The sequence below is a fragment of the Desulfosporosinus sp. BICA1-9 genome (assembly GCF_000802135.1).
Genome location: NZ_JUEE01000046.1, coordinates 82,638 through 100,790, shown reverse-complemented (window position 1 = coordinate 100,790; position 18,153 = coordinate 82,638). Strand labels below are relative to the sequence as shown.

Sequence of the window (18,153 nt, the reverse complement as noted above, 5' to 3'; positions counted from 1 at the left end):
GCTTCCCGAATTTTATCTAGATCCCCTTCCTGAAAAGCATAAGCGTCCTCCTGACCTGCCACGACGGGCTCTACCGAGATCTGTTTAATCCCAATATCCGCCATGTGTAAAACATCGCGATCAAAATCCAAATTGAAATGTGTATAGGTGCCGCGAACGTAATAATACGTTCCTAACGCATAGGGAGAACTATCTGGCCGCTTGCTTACAAACTGTTGGATGCGTTGTGTAACGTTAGCATAACTTCCCTGACCACCGGCATAGGGCCGCATCCGATCATGCACTTCCGGGCGGCCATCAAGACTCAAGACCACACTGATCTCCTCTTGTTCGAGAAAACTTTGGACTTTCTCATCCAGTAATACTCCGTTCGTGGTCAGGGTAAATTTAATAGTTTTATCGAGAACCGCCGCTGCCTTTTTACCGTATTCGACTAAGTCCTTTACGACTCCAAAATTAAGTAATGGTTCTCCCCCAAAGAAATCAACTTCACAATGGTCCCTATGCCCCGACGACTCTAAAACAAAATCAATACCCTTTTTACCCGTCTCAAGATTCATCAAAGTTCTACTTCCACCAAAGGCCCCTGTTCCCGCAAAACAATACTTGCAGCGCAAATTGCAGTCATGGGCTACATGAAGGCAGATTGCTTTGACGATCGGCTTCTCAGGGTAATTGGGCTTGATCCCCTCTACCTCGTGTGAAAAAAGGGTCCCCTCCTTATAGAGTTCTTCCAGTTCCTTAAGGATCTCAGCGAGTTCTTCCTTCGTAAGAAGCGACGTTGCAGATTGATCTAGGACCCGGTAAACCTCCTCCGGAGTAATAAGTTCAGCTTTCTCTTGCAAGTTTTCAATAGCCTTTAGAACACGATATGTCCCCTCATCAAGCAAATGTAATGATCCGGAATTGACGTCATGAGCGATAAAAATATCCCCCTGACAATAACTATGAACATTTTTCTTAAGAGAATATCCCTCATGATTTAATAAATTCAGCATCTAGATCCAGACCCTCTCTTTCTTCTCTTCCCAAGCAAATAGAAATAGAACCCAACCCCAACTACGGGGTGGGTTCTGATATCCTATGTTTAACACAATGAATTAACCTTATTTAACACACACTTGGTTACCAACCGTGCAAGAAGTCTTACAGGCAGATTGGCAAGAGGTCTGACATTTGCCACACCCTCCAGTTTTTACGGTAGAACCTAGGTTAGCCTTCACAATAGTCTGAATGTGTTTTGCCATTCAAACACCCTCCTCTCAATACTCACACATTTAATTCAATCACGATTATAACACAAGGACAACGAGAAAGGCAAAGCCTAAGCTTTGCTAAAACCTTCTTATTCCTCTACAAATTTTAATAATTACAACCCCTAGTTTACCTTCAACTACTCTTATGCCAGAAAATACTTTAATTATGTAGCTCTAGGCGGAATTATCATACTAATACATACAGAAAGTAGCGAAATTCTTACGCAAAATGTTGACGAATTTGCTAGATTATACATATAATGAAGTGTCCAAGAAATCTAATCTCCGTTAGGTGAGGCTCCTGCATAAACATAGGCCACTGCCCAGAAATGTCGAGAGACGCCAATTGGGTAGAACAGGTATTGCCGACATAAGGTTTTACTTAAGGTGGCTGAGAAAACTCTACGCTATGCAGTGCTAAAGCTCAACGAGTAGGGAGGTCCAAACATTTGTTGATTGACCTTCTATTTTGTCATAGAGGTCTTTTTATTTTTACCCCTAATGATGTACCTTTGGGTGGTTAAAGGAGGTGGTTCTATGGATTCTGGCCCATATCATTTATGCAAAAACCTAAATTCTATAACGGGCGGAGTCACCTTATCTGCTGGCGCCAGACTCCGTCACTCTAAGGAGGGAAGTAAATGGCCGATCTGAGAGTTTTAGGGGAATTTTATTTTAGTCAACTGCTTAATAAACCAATTCGTGACGCCAAAGGACATCGTGTTGGGAAATTGCTGGATATTGCAATTCGCTGGGACAGTGTCTCTCCACATGTTACAGGTATTCGATACACCAAAGGGCTACATGACCTAATTCCTATTGGATTGGTGACTTCTTGGGATCATGATGGGCTGCGTCTTGATACCAATTTTGATCTCCAACTGACCTGCCCGCTGCACGAAGAAGAAACATTTATAGGCAAATGGCTATTAGATAAACAAATTATTGACTTAGAAGGCTCAAGGTTAGTGCGAGTTAATGATATTTCATTGTCTTGGGTCTCTCATGAAGATCATCAATATCTTGTTTTAGTTGCGGTGGATATCGGTGTACGCGGGCTTTTTCGCCGCTTAGGGGTTGAGTTTTTACTCAGCCGGGTCGAGAATAAATTTGTAGGTTGCCAGTATATCAAACCTTTAGAAAATCGAACCTCAGCTCTCCAACTCACTCGAGAAAAAGAACAACTGCGCCAACTACATCCTGCTGATATTGCAGACATTGTTGAAAACATGGACTATAAACAGCGAGCTAATTTCCTCGATGCCCTTGATTCTCAACAGGCCATCGATGCCCTTGCTGAGATGGAACTGGATACCCAAGTTGAAGTTATTAATCAGATGGATGAGGAGAGAGCTTCTGATATCCTAGAAGAGATGCCTCCTGATGAAGCTGCTGATATTTTAAGTGAGCTGTCCTCTCAGAAATCCGAAGAGCTCTTGAACTTAATGGAGTCCGAGGATGCCGAAGATGTACGAGAATTAATGCAATATGAGGAAGACACCGCTGGCTCGCTTATGACCACGGAATATATCGGTTTACCGTTTTGGCTTACTGCGGAACAAGCGATTAACGAATTAAGACGTTTAGCCCCTGACGCAGAAACTATTTATTATCTCTATGTGGTCGATGAACAGGAAACTCTGGAAGGAGTTCTGTCGCTACGAGAGCTGATCATTGCTTCTCCAGAAACTACCTTAAAAGACTTGATGCATACTAAAATCTTGAGGATCTCGCCGTATGACGATCACGAAAAGGTTGCCGATCTCATCCATAAATATGGTTTATTGGCGGTGCCCGTCGTGAATTCTCAAGATCAAATCCTCGGCATCATCACCGTAGACGATGTCTTAGAACTATTAATGCCGGATCGCCCTCGCGTGGAAATTTACTCCACCTTGATTGCCCGCCGACGCCAAGCTAAAGGAGGGCATAGTGAATGAACCTAAAAACACGTTTTACCCTGTTTTTAGCCATCATGGGGCCAGGAATGGTGACAGCCTTTGCGGATAATGATGCTGGTGGAATTGCCACCTACGCTGCAGCAGGTGCTAAATACGGCTACTCGCTTATTTTCGTTATGCTTATCAGCACTGTCCTTTTAGCCATAGCTCAAGAAATATCTGCGCGCACAGGAGCCGTGACTGGTCGCGGACTCTCTGACTTAATTCGAGAAAACTACGGAGTGAAATGGGCATTTTTTGCGATGAGCGTTCTCATGATTGCTAACCTAGGCACGACCGCTTCTGAGTTTTCGGGGATCGCTACAAGCTTTGAAATTTTTGGTGTGAGTAAATATCTCTCCGTACCGGTCATGGCCTTCATTATTTGGTGGCTGGTCGTTAAGACAGATTATGCCAGAATGGAGAAAATCCTTCTCTTTCTATGTTTAACTTTTTTCAGTTATGTAATCTCTGGGATTATAGTCAAGCCACCCTGGCCTCAAGTCTTCATGGAATCCGTTACTCCCACATTCTCGGGTAGCCCAGCTTTTTTGCTGATGATCGTCGGAGTGATCGGAACTACGATTACCCCCTGGGGACAGTTTTATGTCCAGTCTTCCGTGGTCGATAAAGGTATCACGGCCAAGGACTATCGTTACACACGCTGGGATGTACTAATCGGAACCTTTTTTACGGGATTTATCGCCTTCTTTATTATTGTTTCCACTGCAGCAACCCTCTTCGCCAATAATATCCCGATTGAGACTGCTAAAGATGTTGCTCTCGCGTTAAAACCATTGGCTGGAGAATATGCGAGTTTGCTCTTCGGCTTTGGTTTACTCGGCGCCTCTATGTTGGCTGCGTTTGTCCTGCCCTTAAGTACCGCGTATGCGGTCTGCGAGGCCTTTGGTTTTGAACACGGAATCAGTAAATCCTTTAAGGAAGCCCCCGTATTCTTCGGTCTGTATACAGTCCTCATCGTCTTGGGATCAGCGATCGTCTTGTGGCCTGATTTGTCTTTATATCACGTCATGTTGACAACTCAAGTCGTTAACGGAATCCTTTTACCCCCCATTCTTATCTTCATGGTCCTAATAGCCAGTAAGAAAAGTATTATGGGGGATTATGTCAATTCAAAATTTTTCAATCTTATTTCCTGGACGTTCACGTTAATTTTAGTGCTTCTATCCTTACTGCTGCTTCTATCAACCTTATTCCCGGAGTTTGTCAGTCATCTATTTACAATATAGTTTAAGAGGCTATGCGCATCGAATGAGTAATTAAATAATACTCATTCAATAAGCCGTCTAATCTTTGGCTCAACTCAACAATACTCGGATCTGTTAAGTCTCTATGTCTTGCATTATCATTAAGATTCGTTCGAGCATCTTCGATTAAAAGCATCAGGAAGTCCCTATAAACGTTCAAATTGGCACCTCTTTTTTCTGAATATAGTGTTAACGATGGCTCCTTACAAACTCCTCTAGCGCACCCTTACTTGGAATATATTAGTATAATATTCTAAAGAAATCAAGCTATTTTTTATTAATATATTTCATCATGAAAAGCCCTTGATTTTCCCATAATTCCAGTTAAAGTAATCTTGGCTGGTTCCAACCTCGGCGAAGGCGACCGTCTTCATCACTTATGCTGACTTAAAATCTGTACTTTATGATAAAACAAAGGACAATCTCTATTCTATGAATGAGGTTGTCCTTTGTTAGTGATACCTACGTCGTTTTCACTGGGTTTGAACTCACATAAAAGGTAATAGTCCCAGTCTTAGGTTGTGACCTCTGCTCTTCGCTGGATCAAGAGTTTCGAGCAGTATTCAATCATTTCCCGTCGGCGTACAATTCCTATAAAGATCTGTTGATCGTCCACGACAGGCACAAAATTTTGTACCACCGCTCTTGATATCAAATCCTCTATTTCAGCATCAATTGTTACCGGCAAATTCTGAACATGTTGTTCCACTTCGCTAAGGAATATATCCTCCGTATTTTCAAAGGTGAGACCCGGTGTATTTTTAAGCTTCCACAGCAAATCTCCTTCAGTAATCGTTCCCACATATTTCCCCTCACGATCAATGAGCGGGACTGCAGAATAACTGTGGTACTCCATCCTCTCTAGTGCTTGACGCATTGTCGCATTGTCTTTTAGAAAGACGATGTCCTTCTTGGGTATAAGGAAAAAGGCTACATTCATTACAAATACGCTCCATTTCGTATATTTTTACAAACTGCTAGTAGTGTCAATCAATCCTAACTATATATTTTTTCAAAACACGGGCTACATTTTCCAATATTTCTAGTTACATCTGGTCGGAGTGAGAGAATTAATCTCAAGTCAAAAAAGGCTCCTCTATAAGATATGGGACGGTATCTCCACTATCAAACAAAAAACACCGCAATCCCTTGCGATGTCTAATATTTTTTTATGGAGCGGACGACGAGATTCGAACTCGCGATCCTCGGCTTGGGAAGCCAATGCTCTACCGCTGAGCCACGTCCGCATGATATTACCAAGGGTTTTGTCCAATTAAGCCTCTATAAGACCATCGGCTACCCTTATCCCAACAAAGAAAATTATAAGCGTAAAGATCTAATATGTCAATCTAGATTTATGGAGCTCGATAGGCATCCGCCCAGTTAGCTAACTCCCCACGGAAGTTCTTCGTTAAAGTAACAATCTTGCAATAAGGCTGATCTTTAAAGTGTTCCATATACGGAACGAATCCACTTTTTGATACAGGGATGTCAATTTGCCCCGAATGTCCAATGCATATAATTTTACAGGAATCATGAACACGAGTTAAAATTTTCCTTAACTCTTGAATAGAAAAGTTCTGACACTCATCAATAATAATCGTCATGTCTTTAAGATTTGTCCCTCTAAGGAAGACGGGACTTTTAGGGTAACACCAAACCCCATCCATTGCTCGTTTAATACTTACTTTTCTGCGCATTGCTTCATTAGCCAATGATTCTTCATTATAAATGCATTGAGTCGGATTTTCATTAATTTCTAAGAGAGCATCCACAAGCGGTTGATAGTAAATGCTTTCTTTTTCGGATTGGGTACCAGGTCTGAACCCCATAGAAGATTCTTGAACTGGATTAAAAATATAAGTTAAAGGTTTCTTAATGATTTTTGCGCAAGCGACTGCGAGAGTAGTTTTTCCTGTACCTGCTTTGGCATTTACCATTACTAACTGATTATCAAAAATAGCATTGACGTACTCACGTTGTTCAACGGTTAACCTTGGCTCAAAACCAAACAATAAGTTATTCTCTGGTAGTGGCATAGTACTCACCTAATCCTTGTCGTGTTTATTACTGCTCTAGGCAGAATCAATAAATGATCAATAATCTCACGCTCTTATTATTTCTCTTAAATAGATTTACATTCTACAGTTTAAGCCATTCGGCTACAACAAAAAAAGTCCTGATTTTTCCCTGAAGGAAATCAACAGAACCGATTATATATTTAATTTTTAATAGGTAATATCTAAGGAAATGCGATGTCTAGGTGCTTACTCTTATTATTTAAACTGATTTATTAAATAATAAGTAGTGGTGCCTCAGGACGGAATCGAACCGCCGACACGAGGATTTTCAGTCCTCTGCTCTACCGACTGAGCTACCGAGGCATAATCGATGTTAGATTTTCGAAATTCGATATTCTATCGGGTGTATAACCATCCACGACTTCCATATACGAACTAAGATTAGCAACTTTAATTAATGAGTGCTGGTTGAAATACTTGTCGAACCTCGTGCTTCGAACTTCGTATATCGAGTATGGTGACCCGTACGGGATTCGAACCCGTGTAACCGCCGTGAAAGGGCGGTGTCTTAGACCGCTTGACCAACGGGCCGCTTCAGTGGTCAGTCATCAGATAAATGACACTCACAAATATGAATTCTACACTATCTTTCTAGACATGTCAATACCTTTTAATCTATCTTTGTAAACCTAGTTTTATTTATTATTGCTGCAGGATATTAATTTTCACCGAAGTCGCCTCACCCGAAAGCAATACATGCAACGAAGGAGGCCTCTATCCTTTAAATGAGAAATCCAGATGATCAAAGGTCTTAATGGACATTGGCGTTAGGGGATAGGAACATTAAGATCAACGCCTATCCCTGATAGATTTGTTAGAAATTAAATTTCTTTACTGTTTCTTGCAATTCATTGGCCATCGTTGCTAAAACGTTACTCGAAGAGGCTATTTCCTCAACAGATGCCGATTGTTCCTCTGTCGCGGCAGACACAGTCTGAGTTTGGGTCGTGATTTCTCGACTTGTCTCATAAATATCCGCAATCGATGAAACTATTCTTTCACTCCCCACAGCCATTTGCTGAATTTCCTCAGAAATTTCTTCAATCTGTGAAGAAACCTGGTTAATTAAGCCCGATATTTCATTAAATGCTTGTCCTGCCGTTCCAGCGACCTCTGTCCCTAGCTTAACTTGATGTGTTCCCTCGTTCATCGCTAGCACTGCTTTCTGAGTGTCTTGTTGAATGCTATTAATCAGCAATGCTATCTGTTTCGATGCTTCCTGTGATTGTTCGGCCAATTTTCGGACCTCATCCGCAACAACAGCAAAACCTCTCCCTTGCTCACCGGCTCGCGCCGCTTCGATGGCAGCGTTTAAGGCCAGAAGGTTTGTCTGGGATGCTATACCTGATATGGTATCTACGATCTGCCCGATTTCTTTAGAACGCTCTCCTAAATTCATGACCACATCAGCAGATCCTGTCACTGTCCTTTCGATATTAAGCATTTGTTGCATCGTTTTATCGATTGCCTGACTACCCTCTGCCGCCGAAAGGGCCGTTTTTTCCGAGGACCTAACTACAATTTTGGCGTTTTCCAGCATCTGCTGAATCCCCGCTGACATCTGCTCAACAATTGCCGATGTATCATTAACAGCATTTAGTTGTTTTTCTGCACCAACGGAAACTTCCATGATAGCTATCGCTACTTGTTGTGACGCTTGGGCGGATTGTTCTGCCCCTGCGCTCAATTGTTGAGATGATGCTGCAACTTGCGCTGAGGACGATGACACTTGTTGAACAAGGTTAATTAAATTGTCGGTCATGGTCCGGAAAGCCCTACCAAGATTCCCTATTTCATCTTTAGAATTATTTTCGAATTGTCCTATTCTCAAATTACCTTTGGCAATTTCATCAGCATTTGTTGCCATTTGGGCAATTTGTTTCGAGATTTTATTACTTAGTATTGTTCCTGTCACAAGAGAAACTCCCAGGGCCAGTAAAATAGAGACAATCGTATAAATAATGCTTTGTTTAGTCTTATTTTCATGCTCCATTTGCTTTGCTAAAACCAGTGTATCAATATCATCAACCCAGTTTCCCGTTCCAATCACCCAATTATAGGGCTCAAATAATAAGGTATAACTTCTTTTAGGTAATGCTTCCGTTTGATTTGGCTTTGCAAATCTATAATCCGTATAGCCTCCGCCTGCTTGTTTACCGTTCGCAATAAACGCCTGAACAAAAAGTATACCCTCACTATCCTTGGCCTCATAACGTGATTTCCCTTCAGAAGCTTCTCGCCCTAGCAGAACTACGTTTGTTCCATCGGTCGTATCTATCCAAAAATAGTTTTCTTGGTCGTAACGTAAATTTCTTACAAGATCCGCTGCCGTCTTCTTTGCCTCTTCTGGAGTGTATTCCCCTTTTTTCTGCCTATCATAGATATCTTGAACTAAACTATAAGCAGTTTGGACCTCCAGTTTAACGGTCCGGTCAAACTGTTCATATAACGTATCGCGATATTGTGTAATGTTTGCTTTTTCTGCAACTATCACATTATAGATGTTATAACCACCCAGAATAGAACCCATAATTAAACTCGTCGTTACTAGTAATAAAATAATACGATATTTGATTTTAGTCATCCTTTATCTCCCTTTCTCATACTCTGATTTATGGCCCCAATACATATATAGGTTTTCCAATTGCCCCTTTGACCTCCCGGAAATTAACTACCTGATCGGTTAAAAAACAAAATCGCTCCCCAAAATAGAAAGCGAAATGTTCTAAATTGGTGGCTCGGCTATCATCACCCTAACGTGGAAGACCCGAAGCTTTGCGTCCTCGGTTTTCACCGAGTTTGCCTTTGTCAATTATTATTAGCTTGCAAAAAAGACTTTATTTTTTGAATCATATTGACTATAACATACGTAGAATTAATTTTAAATACATTTTCTTTTCTATTACAACAAATTATTTATTATTCCCCTAAAATATGTTTACAATACCAAAGAAATAAACAGCAAAAAACAGCAACTTAACAATAGTGCCAAATCACTGTCTTCTGCCGTTTATATCTTATGTTTGACAAGTACTACGCCTACAAACACTTTTTTGAAAATGGTGGGCCATCCGCGACTCGAACGCGGGACACCCTGATTAAAAGTCAGGTGCTCTAGCCGACTGAGCTAATGGCCCGAAAGATGTTTTGTACCACGAATTTAGATATTACACTAATCCATCACAAGTGTCAATACTTTTAAAGATTTGTTGTATTAAAAGATTTCTCCGCGCACAATGGTTTGTTCGCGTCCTGGACCTATGGCAACCAACGTAGCCGGAATACCTGAAAGCTCTTCAATTCGAAGAATATAATTTCGGGCTGCTTCAGGAAGGTCTCCAAACTGACGTACATGAGTCACATCTTCTTGCCAACCAGGCATTTCTTCATAAACTGGTTGACATTGCTTAAATATCTTTTGACTTTGGGGAAATTCACGGATGATTTCTCCATTGACGCTATATCCAACGCAGATTTTCAAGGTGTCAAATCCCGTAAGGACATCAAGCTTCGTAATGGCAAAGTCGGAAATTCCACTCACTCGAACAGCATACCGGGCAATGACCGCATCAAACCAACCACAACGACGCGCTCGTCCAGTCGTGGTTCCAAACTCATGTCCATTCTTCTGAATTTCTTCTCCGACCTCGTCCAAAAGTTCTGTTGGGAAAGGACCTTCTCCGACGCGAGTTGTATAGGCCTTGATTACCCCGATTACGCGATTAATACGAGTTGGGCCAATACCTGCACCAATACAAGCCCCTCCAGCTATTGGATGGGAAGATGTCACATAGGGGTAAGTCCCATGGTCAATATCTAGTAAGGTGCCTTGTGCACCCTCAAAGAGCACCTTCTCCCCCGCTTGAATGCTTTGGTCGATTACCAGAGAACTGTCCGTGACCATCGAACGAAGTTGTTCTGCATAGCCAAGGTAAGTTTCATAAATATCCTCAAACTTCAGCGCTTCCTTACCATAGACTTTGACAAACAAATTATTTTTTTCGGTTAAATTTCGTTTGAGTTTGTCAGCAAACTCTTCTTTATCCATCAGATCAATCACACGGATTCCGATCCGTGAAGCTTTATCCATATAGGCCGGACCGATTCCACGCTTCGTTGTGCCAATTTTGTGCTCAGCGCGTACTTCTTCTTCCAAACCATCAAGTACCCTGTGATAGGGCATGATAATATGGGCGTTGCTACTAATAAGGAGCTTACCGATCTTAATGCCTCGTATGGCAAGATAACTGAGTTCTTCTAACAAAACCTGCGGATCAATCACCACACCATTGCCAATGACACAAGTTTTATCCTCGTAAAGGATTCCCGAAGGAATTAGGTGAAGTTTGAACTCTTCTCCGTTCGCCACAACCGTGTGTCCAGCATTATTTCCCCCTTGGTACCTTACAACGACATTGGCTTTTTCGGCTAGAAAATCTGTTATTTTACCTTTACCTTCATCTCCCCATTGAGAACCAATTAACACAACCGCTGCCATATATTTTTCCTCCTTACTTTCTCAAGAGTCCCTTCTCGCCATCACGACACCTTGCCATCGGCATCTAGCTATCACTACACCTTGCCATCCATGGCGGTGTTCTAATCTCGAACATCCCTGTTCGAGTCTTGGCTACAGGGACACTTGGCCATTCTTGGCCAGCGTCCCTTAATCCTGTAGTCCTAGTCGCTTAAAGATATCATCAACGTGTCGCAGGTGATACTTTAAGTCAAACAAACCCTGAATTTTTTCTTTGGTTAAATAGTTTAGAATTCGTGTATCCTCTGTCACAACTTCAATAAAGTCTTGACCATGATCCCAAGCCTGAAAGGCATCCTCTTGAACCCAGGCGTAGGCCTCTTCTCTCATACATCCGTGTTCGACCAAGGCCAAGAGAACACGTTGAGAAGAGGTCAGTCCAAAGGTTTTCTGAAGATTACGTTTCATTTGATCCTCACGAATCTTTAGACCTGTTATTACCTTAGTCATCTGACGGAGCATATGATCCAAGAGAAGGCAACTATCCGGAAGAATTATCCGTTCCACAGAGGAATGGGTCATATCTCGTTCATGCCAAAGCGCTATATTCTCCATGGCTGCTAATGCATTGCCACGTAGAAGCCGTGACATTCCCGCTACCTGTTCACACACAATCGGATTGCGCTTGTGTGGCATCGCCGAGGACCCTTTTTGCCCCTCTGCAAAGGATTCCTCAACCTCCAGGATATCCGTACGTTGTAAATTGCGAATCTCTGTTGCTATCTTTTCGAGTGTCCCTCCGATTAAGGCTAACGTAGACACAAAGTGCGCGTGTCGATCCCGTTGCAATATTTGATTACTAACTAAAGCCGTCTCTAACCCCAAGAGAAGACAGACTTCCTCCTCTACATCAGGCGATACGTTGGCATATGTTCCCACTGCTCCAGAAATCTTTCCAGCACTCACAGAAACAATCGCCTGATCAAGCCGTTCTTCTTGACGATCGATTTCTGCAATCCACAAAGCGAGCTTCAATCCGAAGGTTAGCGGCTCAGCATGAATGCCGTGAGTTCGGCCGACCATCACGGTGTATTTACTTTCAAACGCTCGCTTAGCTAACGACTCTCGCAACGCTATCAAGTCACTCTTCAGTAACCGACCTGAATCTCTTAACACAAGGCTTAACCCGGTATCCTTCACATCTGAAGACGTCAATCCAAGATGAAGGTATTTACCAGCCTCCCCAATCTCTTCAACAACAGCCTGTAAAAAGGCAATCAGATCGTGCCGAACCACAGCCTCAATTTCTAAGACCCGCTTAGGGTTCACTTTAGCCGACTTTCGGATTTCCTCCATGGCTTGCTGAGGTATTTCCCCTCGTTTCGCCATAACCTCAGCGACGGCCAATTCAACGTCTAACCAACGTTCATATTCATATCCATCTTGCCATAGCTTGCCCATTTCAGGGTGAGTATATCTTTCGAGCAAAAAACTTCGCCCCCTGTCATTTCGTAGACTTCAATATCACAAGTACTATTTTTAACCTACCAAAAGCATCAATCCAAAGAGAGAACGTCAAGCAAAATCTTTATGACTTAGCTACGATATCCCGACCCACAACAACACCGGTTGCTGAAGCTTGCATCAAACCTCGGGTTATTCCTGCTCCATCCCCAATCGTATATAAGCGAGGAATTTCTGTTTCAAAGTTTGTTTTTACTTTTACCTTGGAAGAGTAGAACTTAACCTCAACCCCGTATAACAACGTGTTTTTGGCGTACATACCAGGCGCAATTTTATCAAATGCTTTGAGGGTCTCTATTAAAGAAGTTAGGTACCGCTCTGGAAGCGCATAACTGAGGTCTCCAGGAACAGCTGAAAGCAGGGTTGGAATCGTGGTCGACTGGCGCAGACGGCTTTCAGTGGTCCGTCGTCCTTGTAAGAGATCCCCCAAACGCTGAACCATGACTCCACCACCTGATAACATGTTCGCTAGCCGGGCAACATAACGACCATATTCGATCGGTTGGTTAAAAGGCTCAGTAAAACGTGTTGAGACCAATAAAGCAAAGTTAGTGTTCTTTGTTTTCTTCTCAGGATCGGCATAACTATGCCCATTGACCACTGCTATTCCCCCGTCATAGTGTTCCTCAGAAACCACACCACCCGGGTTGACGCAGAAGCTTCGCGTCTTTAAGTCATAAGTATCCGAATAATAGACTAGTTTCGGTTCGTAAAGTTCCCGTGTTAAATGATCCATTATCGAGTTTGGAACTTCAACTCGCACTCCAATATCCACCTCATTGTTTTCCGTCGCTACACCTAAACGAACGGTCTGTTCAGCAAGCCAATTCGCGCCTCCTCTACCTGGGGCAGCAACTACATAACGCGCCGACACTTCATCAATTTCTGGTTCGTCCCGTCGTTGAATGGTCGCCCCTATGACCCCTTCAGGACCGGCCAAGATATTCTTAACCTCCGCCAGTTCCCAAAAAATCGTCTTCGTATTGGTCATAAGATGTTCGTACATACCCTTCAACACATCATAAGCCAACTCAGTTCCCAAATGACGTATCGGACAATGAATCAACTGAATATTATGACGAGAAGCCTCATATTGAATCTCTTCCACCCGGTGGTTATTTAAGCCATAGACGGTTTCTTGCGCTTTGAATTGGCGGTAAATAGAATCTGTGTAGTCAATTAATTCCTGTGCCTGAGCCTCTTTCATATATTCGGTCAATCGACCGCCCACCGCGGGACTCAAAGACAGTTTCCCATCACTAAATGCCCCTGCACCTGACCATCCTCTGGTAATAGCGCATGGATTACATCCAACACAGACGCCCGTTGCACGGGCAGGGCACTTTCGCTTTTCGATGGTTCTTCCGTTATCCACAATAAGAATTTTCAACTCTTGATTATGCTTTGATAGCTCTAAAGCCGTAAAAATACCGGCTGGACCAGCTCCAATAATTAAGACATCGACTTCATGTTTCAACTTTATCTCCTCCTAGAGCCATCTTCGTTCTCAACTAGCAAAGAGTCTCTAGTCGCAAACACTTTTATCTTAACAATCCTCCTTCCCCTTGTCAATCAATATCCGAACATTATACATGAATACATAAAAAACATTCGACAATTTCAGAGGGTTTATGACTTTTGTACAGTGATGCCCCTTTAGAGGAATGGGGGTCTGATAAGTATAAATAAATCCCCCAGCCAAGAGGCCTGGGGGATCTATTTAAGCCATTTGATGTTGTCGATCAAGATTTACAAATTTGGTAAACTCCTTAAGGAAGCCTAATTCTACGGTTCCTACAGGACCATTACGATGTTTGGCGATAATTAACTCTGCAATCCCTTTTTTCTCAGATTCCGAATGATAATACTCATCCCGATAAATAAATGAAATCACATCCGCATCCGCTTCAATGGCCCCCGACTCCAATAAGTCCGACATAATAGGCCGTTTATCCTGACGTTGCTCAACTCCACGATTAAGCTGTGACAAGGCGATGACCGGGACTTTAAGTTCACGGGCAAGCCCTTTAAGAGTTCTCGAGATTTGTGCCACCTCCTGCTGTCGGCTTTCTGTCTTCTTTCCAACCGACAACAACTGAAGGTAGTCAATAACAATCATCCCCAAATTGTGCTCCGTTTTCAATCTACGCACCTTCGAACGCAGCTCTGCTAAGGAAATTCCTACGGTATCATCGATAAAAATTGGGGCATCAGAGAGAGGCCCTACAGCGCGCGTCAATTTCGGCCAATCTGAGTCGAGCAAATCACCAGTCCTGACACGCTGTTGGTCTACCATTGCTTCCCCACACAGCATCCGCTGCACTAATTGTTCCTTGGACATTTCCAAGCTAAAAACGGCAACCGGCACTTTCGCCCTTACTGAAGCATTTTGTGCCATATTTAAAACTAGTGCCGTTTTTCCCATGGATGGCCGGGCAGCAATAATCACTAAATCAGAGGGTTGCCAACCCGAAGTCATGCGGTCCAATTCCGTGAAAAAGGTCGGAACACCCGTAAGATTTCCTTTATGAGCATAGAGATACTCAATTTTCTCAAACGTCTCTAGCAGAACATCGCGAATAAGACTAAATCCATCTTTTACACGCCTTCTAGAAAGATCAAGAATCAGTTTTTCTGCTTCTTCCAGAAGATTACGCGCTTCTTCTCCAGGCTCATATCCCCGTTCTACGATACTATTGGACGCTCGTATTAGCTGACGCAGAAGCGCCTTTTCCGTGACCAATTTGGCATAATAATCGACATTAGCTGCCGAAGGAACAGAACGAGCAATCTCAGAGATTGTCGCAATTCCGCCAACTTGTTCCAGACGGCCCTGCTGGCGCAAGATCTCGGCAACACTGACAAGGTCAATAGGATCTCCCTTTTCAAAGAGTTCCTGAATCGCAGAAAAAATCAAACGATGATTATCCCTATAAAAGTCTTCCGGTTGAAGAATCTCAAAAACAGAACTTCCGGTCTCCGGTTCGAGCATCATCGCCCCTAGGACAGCCTGTTCAGCCTCTAAATTCTGTGGTGGAACTCTCAGTAGTTCCATATCTTCTCTCCTTCTGGCACTTACCTCTCTCTAGCTGTGGTGAACTCGTTCAACTAAAGTTAAACATCGAGTCTTCTCACAATTGGCTGAAAACTTTGCTGAGGTTGACTAGTATTAAAAAACATGGTTCATAGCCTCTTCGATTGTACTGACACCTACCACTTCAATACCCTGTAAACTTCTTGGTACATCTACCATGTTTTCCAAGGGGATCAAAACTTTGCGAACTTCAACCTGTTTTGCGCCAAAAATCTTTTCGTAAATACCACCGACTGGTTTCACCTTGCCTTGAATGGAAATCTCCCCGGTTATGGCAACATCCTGGCGAAGTGGTTTCTTTTTCAGAGCACTATAGATAGCCAGCGTAGTTGCAAGCCCCGCGGAGGGCCCGTCGATTTTTGCTCCGCCTACAATATTTACGTGCACATCATAATTACCTAAATCTTCTCCAGTTAGTTCACGTATGACCGCAGCAGCATTAAATACTGCATCTCTAGCCATACTTCCTGCTGTTTCATTAAATCGAATTGCACCTTTACCATCTCGCCCTGCAAAGGTTATCGCCTCGATCTCCAATACTGAACCTAAAAATCCCGATACACCCAGTCCCAAAATCCTTCCCACTTCAAAGCTTGCTTGGACCTTGCGGACAATAAAGGGAGTTAGTCGCGCCGAACGCAGGACTTCATATACATCAGCACAAGTTACTTTCACGACCGCTTGATCCGGGTTTCGATACCTTGCCAAGCCGTAGGCATCTGTCAAAATACTATTTGCTTTCCGTCCTTCGATCACATATTCACTAATTATCTCAGGGACGTTGTCTTCTAACGTCACTCCAAGCTTTTGGGCAGATTGACGGATAATGTGCTGAACATTTCTTGGCTCAAGAGGGACAAAAAAAACTTCAGAGCAGCGAGAACGAAGGGCCGGACTAAGATCAGCCGGATCCCTTGTCGTAGCTCCAATGAGCACAAAATCAGCAGGTGCTCCTTCATCAAAAAGTTTTTTAATCCACAGTGGAACCTGAGGGTCCCCAGGATCATAATACGACGAGTCGAAGGTCACTTGCTTATCCTCAAGCACTTTGAGCAGCTTATTTAAGAGTAAGGGATCCATTTCTCCAATTTCATCTATGAAAAGAATGCCGCCGTGAGCATCACTCACCAACCCCATTTTTGGTTCCGGTATGCCGGTCTCTGCTAAATCGTGCTTAGCACCTTGGTATATGGGATCATGAACTGATCCCAAAAGAGGATTGGTCACATCACGAGGATCCCACCGAAGCGTTGTACCATCCACTTCAATAAACGGGGCTTCTTTGAGAAAGGGAGAATGTGGATGGCTCTTGACTACTTCTAAAGCAACTCGAGCAGCAGAAGTTTTACCGACTCCGGGTGGACCATAAATCAGCATGTGTTGTGGATAGGGTGTTGCTATCTTTGCAAGAAGAGCTTGTAGAGCGCTTTCCTGTCCTACAATTTCCTCCATAGTCCTGGGTCGTAAGACATCCGATGCTGATGATTTTAAGGAAACTGTTTTCATTTTTTCGAGCACAGCTAACTTCTTGAGGGTTTGAGCATTTTCTGGAGTAGATGACTCCTGAAGTACATGCCTTTTTATTTCTTTGACATAATCCTCATGCCGTTCCTGCATCTTTTCTGTAACCACACGTTCCAACCGTTCTTCTACAGAACGCCGAGCAATAAGGTCCGCTATCTGTTCCTCGATTTCATCTAAGATCTGCGGAATTTCTGACTTATTGGGAAGGGTTTGGTCTGTGGGATCATCTGAAAGGATTTTGCGCAAACCAACAACACGTTCAATTAGTTCATCCGAGCGCATGAGCTTGAGTGCTTCCAATCGACTAGCCTTAAGTACTAGTTTGTCAGTTCCATAATAATTTGAAAGCAATACATAGAGTGCCTCAACTTCTCGACTCCACTCTTCTTCGTCTTGTAACCGCTCACTAAGGTCCTTGTGATTTAACCATTTTGCTAAAATCCCTTTCATCAGGGGTCCCCTTTCGTGGTTCGTAGTACGTTGTTTAAAATACGCCGCCTTAAGATGCGAAACTGCAGAGATCTATCTGAAGCTGAACTCACTTATAATCCAGAAACATGTACCTGAAGCTTAGCTACTACCTCTGGATGCACTTTTACATAAACCTCAAAATTTCCCAATGTCTTAATCGGTTCCTTTATCTCCAACTTACGTTTATCCACTTCGACATTGTGTTGCTTTTTTAAGGCTTCGGCAATTTCCTTACTGGTTACTGAGCCAAACAAGCGCCCTCCTTCTCCAGTTTTCGTCTTCACTTCGATCAGCAAGGCATTAAGTTTATCGCCCAATTTGATAGCATCTTCTTTCTCTTTCTCCTTGCGACGTTGTTCCACTGCTTTCTTATGTGAAACGTCCTGAATATTTCCGGTAGTCGCTTCAATCGCTAATTTCTTAGGAAAAAGAAAATTTCGAGCAAATCCATCAGCGACTTCTAAAATCTGTCCCTTTTTACCTGTTCCCTTTACATCTGTTTGAAGAATAACTTTCAT

The 18,153-nt window shown here is 42.9% G+C and carries 14 protein-coding genes, 4 tRNA genes and 2 riboswitches; of the genes, 2 read left to right on the top strand and 16 right to left on the bottom strand.

Going from position 1 to position 18,153, the window contains the following annotated elements:
- Window positions 1-998 (bottom strand): radical SAM protein (locus tag JL57_RS06375; protein WP_034141212.1); only part of this gene is annotated, 998 nt, incomplete at its 3' end.
- Window positions 999-1,106: 108 nt separating this feature from the next.
- Window positions 1,107-1,247, bottom strand: a complete 141-nt coding sequence (gene scfA, locus JL57_RS33685) for a six-cysteine ranthipeptide SCIFF (protein WP_291299768.1) — start codon at window positions 1,245-1,247, stop codon at window positions 1,107-1,109.
- Between the two features lie 286 nt (window positions 1,248-1,533).
- A riboswitch (M-box (ykoK) riboswitch) is annotated at window positions 1,534-1,701 on the top strand.
- Between the two features lie 196 nt (window positions 1,702-1,897).
- On the opposite strand from scfA, the gene JL57_RS06370 reads away from it, so the two are divergent.
- Together JL57_RS06370 and JL57_RS06365 are read left to right on the top strand one after the other, a co-directional pair.
- The gene (locus JL57_RS06370; protein ID WP_034141211.1) at window positions 1,898-3,196 is read left to right on the top strand and encodes a magnesium transporter; all 1,299 of its coding nucleotides are present in this window, start codon (window positions 1,898-1,900) and stop codon (window positions 3,194-3,196) included.
- The gene (locus JL57_RS06365; RefSeq protein ID WP_034141210.1) at window positions 3,193-4,446 is read left to right on the top strand and encodes an Nramp family divalent metal transporter; all 1,254 of its coding nucleotides are present in this window, start codon (window positions 3,193-3,195) and stop codon (window positions 4,444-4,446) included. Before JL57_RS06370 ends, JL57_RS06365 begins: the two co-directional genes overlap by 4 nt.
- A 1-nt stretch (window position 4,447) precedes the next feature.
- On the opposite strand, the gene JL57_RS06360 is transcribed toward JL57_RS06365, so the two are convergent.
- The 14 genes from JL57_RS06360 to rplI form a co-directional block, all read right to left on the bottom strand.
- Window positions 4,448-4,624 carry an aspartyl-phosphate phosphatase Spo0E family protein gene (locus JL57_RS06360; RefSeq protein ID WP_291299767.1) on the bottom strand — a complete coding sequence of 59 codons (177 nt, stop codon included), beginning with the start codon at window positions 4,622-4,624 and terminating at the stop codon, window positions 4,448-4,450.
- Between the two features lie 354 nt (window positions 4,625-4,978).
- Window positions 4,979-5,404 (bottom strand): CBS domain-containing protein, encoded by a 426-nt coding sequence (locus JL57_RS06355; protein WP_034141209.1) that lies wholly within the window; start codon window positions 5,402-5,404, stop codon window positions 4,979-4,981.
- A 232-nt stretch (window positions 5,405-5,636) separates the two neighbouring features.
- Window positions 5,637-5,711 (bottom strand) — tRNA-Gly (locus JL57_RS06350).
- Window positions 5,712-5,819: 108 nt separating this feature from the next.
- Entirely contained in the window at window positions 5,820-6,479 is a 660-nt protein-coding gene (locus JL57_RS06345) for a PhoH family protein (protein ID WP_291299766.1), read from the bottom strand.
- Window positions 6,480-6,772: 293 nt separating this feature from the next.
- Window positions 6,773-6,848 (bottom strand) — tRNA-Phe (locus tag JL57_RS06340).
- Between the two features lie 152 nt (window positions 6,849-7,000).
- Window positions 7,001-7,076, bottom strand: a tRNA-Glu gene (locus JL57_RS06335).
- 283 nt (window positions 7,077-7,359) lie between these two features.
- Window positions 7,360-9,129: a methyl-accepting chemotaxis protein gene (locus tag JL57_RS06330; protein WP_034141207.1), complete on the bottom strand. Its 1,770-nt coding sequence runs from the start codon at window positions 9,127-9,129 to the stop codon at window positions 7,360-7,362.
- Between the two features lie 145 nt (window positions 9,130-9,274).
- A riboswitch (cyclic di-GMP riboswitch) is annotated at window positions 9,275-9,359 on the bottom strand.
- A gap of 246 nt (window positions 9,360-9,605) precedes the next feature.
- Window positions 9,606-9,682 (bottom strand) — tRNA-Lys (locus tag JL57_RS06325).
- A 77-nt stretch (window positions 9,683-9,759) separates the two neighbouring features.
- Window positions 9,760-11,043 (bottom strand): adenylosuccinate synthase, encoded by a 1,284-nt coding sequence (locus JL57_RS06320; RefSeq protein ID WP_034141206.1) that lies wholly within the window; start codon window positions 11,041-11,043, stop codon window positions 9,760-9,762.
- Between the two features lie 168 nt (window positions 11,044-11,211).
- Window positions 11,212-12,510: an adenylosuccinate lyase gene (purB, locus tag JL57_RS06315; protein ID WP_291299765.1), complete on the bottom strand. Its 1,299-nt coding sequence runs from the start codon at window positions 12,508-12,510 to the stop codon at window positions 11,212-11,214.
- A gap of 100 nt (window positions 12,511-12,610) precedes the next feature.
- Window positions 12,611-14,023 carry an NAD(P)/FAD-dependent oxidoreductase gene (locus JL57_RS06310; RefSeq protein ID WP_034141205.1) on the bottom strand — a complete coding sequence of 471 codons (1,413 nt, stop codon included), beginning with the start codon at window positions 14,021-14,023 and terminating at the stop codon, window positions 12,611-12,613.
- A gap of 243 nt (window positions 14,024-14,266) precedes the next feature.
- Window positions 14,267-15,601, bottom strand: a complete 1,335-nt coding sequence (gene dnaB / locus JL57_RS06305; protein ID WP_034141204.1) for a replicative DNA helicase — start codon at window positions 15,599-15,601, stop codon at window positions 14,267-14,269.
- Window positions 15,602-15,715: 114 nt separating this feature from the next.
- Window positions 15,716-17,614, bottom strand: coding sequence for a Lon family ATP-dependent protease (lonC, locus tag JL57_RS06300; protein WP_034141203.1), 1,899 nt, complete (start codon window positions 17,612-17,614; stop codon window positions 15,716-15,718).
- Window positions 17,615-17,706: 92 nt separating this feature from the next.
- Window positions 17,707-18,153, bottom strand: a complete 447-nt coding sequence (rplI, locus tag JL57_RS06295; protein ID WP_034141202.1) for a 50S ribosomal protein L9 — start codon at window positions 18,151-18,153, stop codon at window positions 17,707-17,709.

Coding starts and splice junctions, on each gene's coding strand:
- scfA (WP_291299768.1), bottom strand. CDS start 1,247: ATGGCAAAACACATTCAGACTATTGTGAAGGCTAACCTAGGTTCTACC.
- JL57_RS06370 (WP_034141211.1), top strand. CDS start 1,898: ATGGCCGATCTGAGAGTTTTAGGGGAATTTTATTTTAGTCAACTGCTT.
- JL57_RS06365 (WP_034141210.1), top strand. CDS start 3,193: ATGAACCTAAAAACACGTTTTACCCTGTTTTTAGCCATCATGGGGCCA.
- JL57_RS06355 (WP_034141209.1), bottom strand. CDS start 5,404: ATGAATGTAGCCTTTTTCCTTATACCCAAGAAGGACATCGTCTTTCTA.
- JL57_RS06330 (WP_034141207.1), bottom strand. CDS start 9,129: ATGACTAAAATCAAATATCGTATTATTTTATTACTAGTAACGACGAGT.
- JL57_RS06320 (WP_034141206.1), bottom strand. CDS start 11,043: ATGGCAGCGGTTGTGTTAATTGGTTCTCAATGGGGAGATGAAGGTAAA.
- dnaB (WP_034141204.1), bottom strand. CDS start 15,601: ATGGAACTACTGAGAGTTCCACCACAGAATTTAGAGGCTGAACAGGCT.
- lonC (WP_034141203.1), bottom strand. CDS start 17,614: ATGAAAGGGATTTTAGCAAAATGGTTAAATCACAAGGACCTTAGTGAG.
- rplI (WP_034141202.1), bottom strand. CDS start 18,153: ATGAAAGTTATTCTTCAAACAGATGTAAAGGGAACAGGTAAAAAGGGA.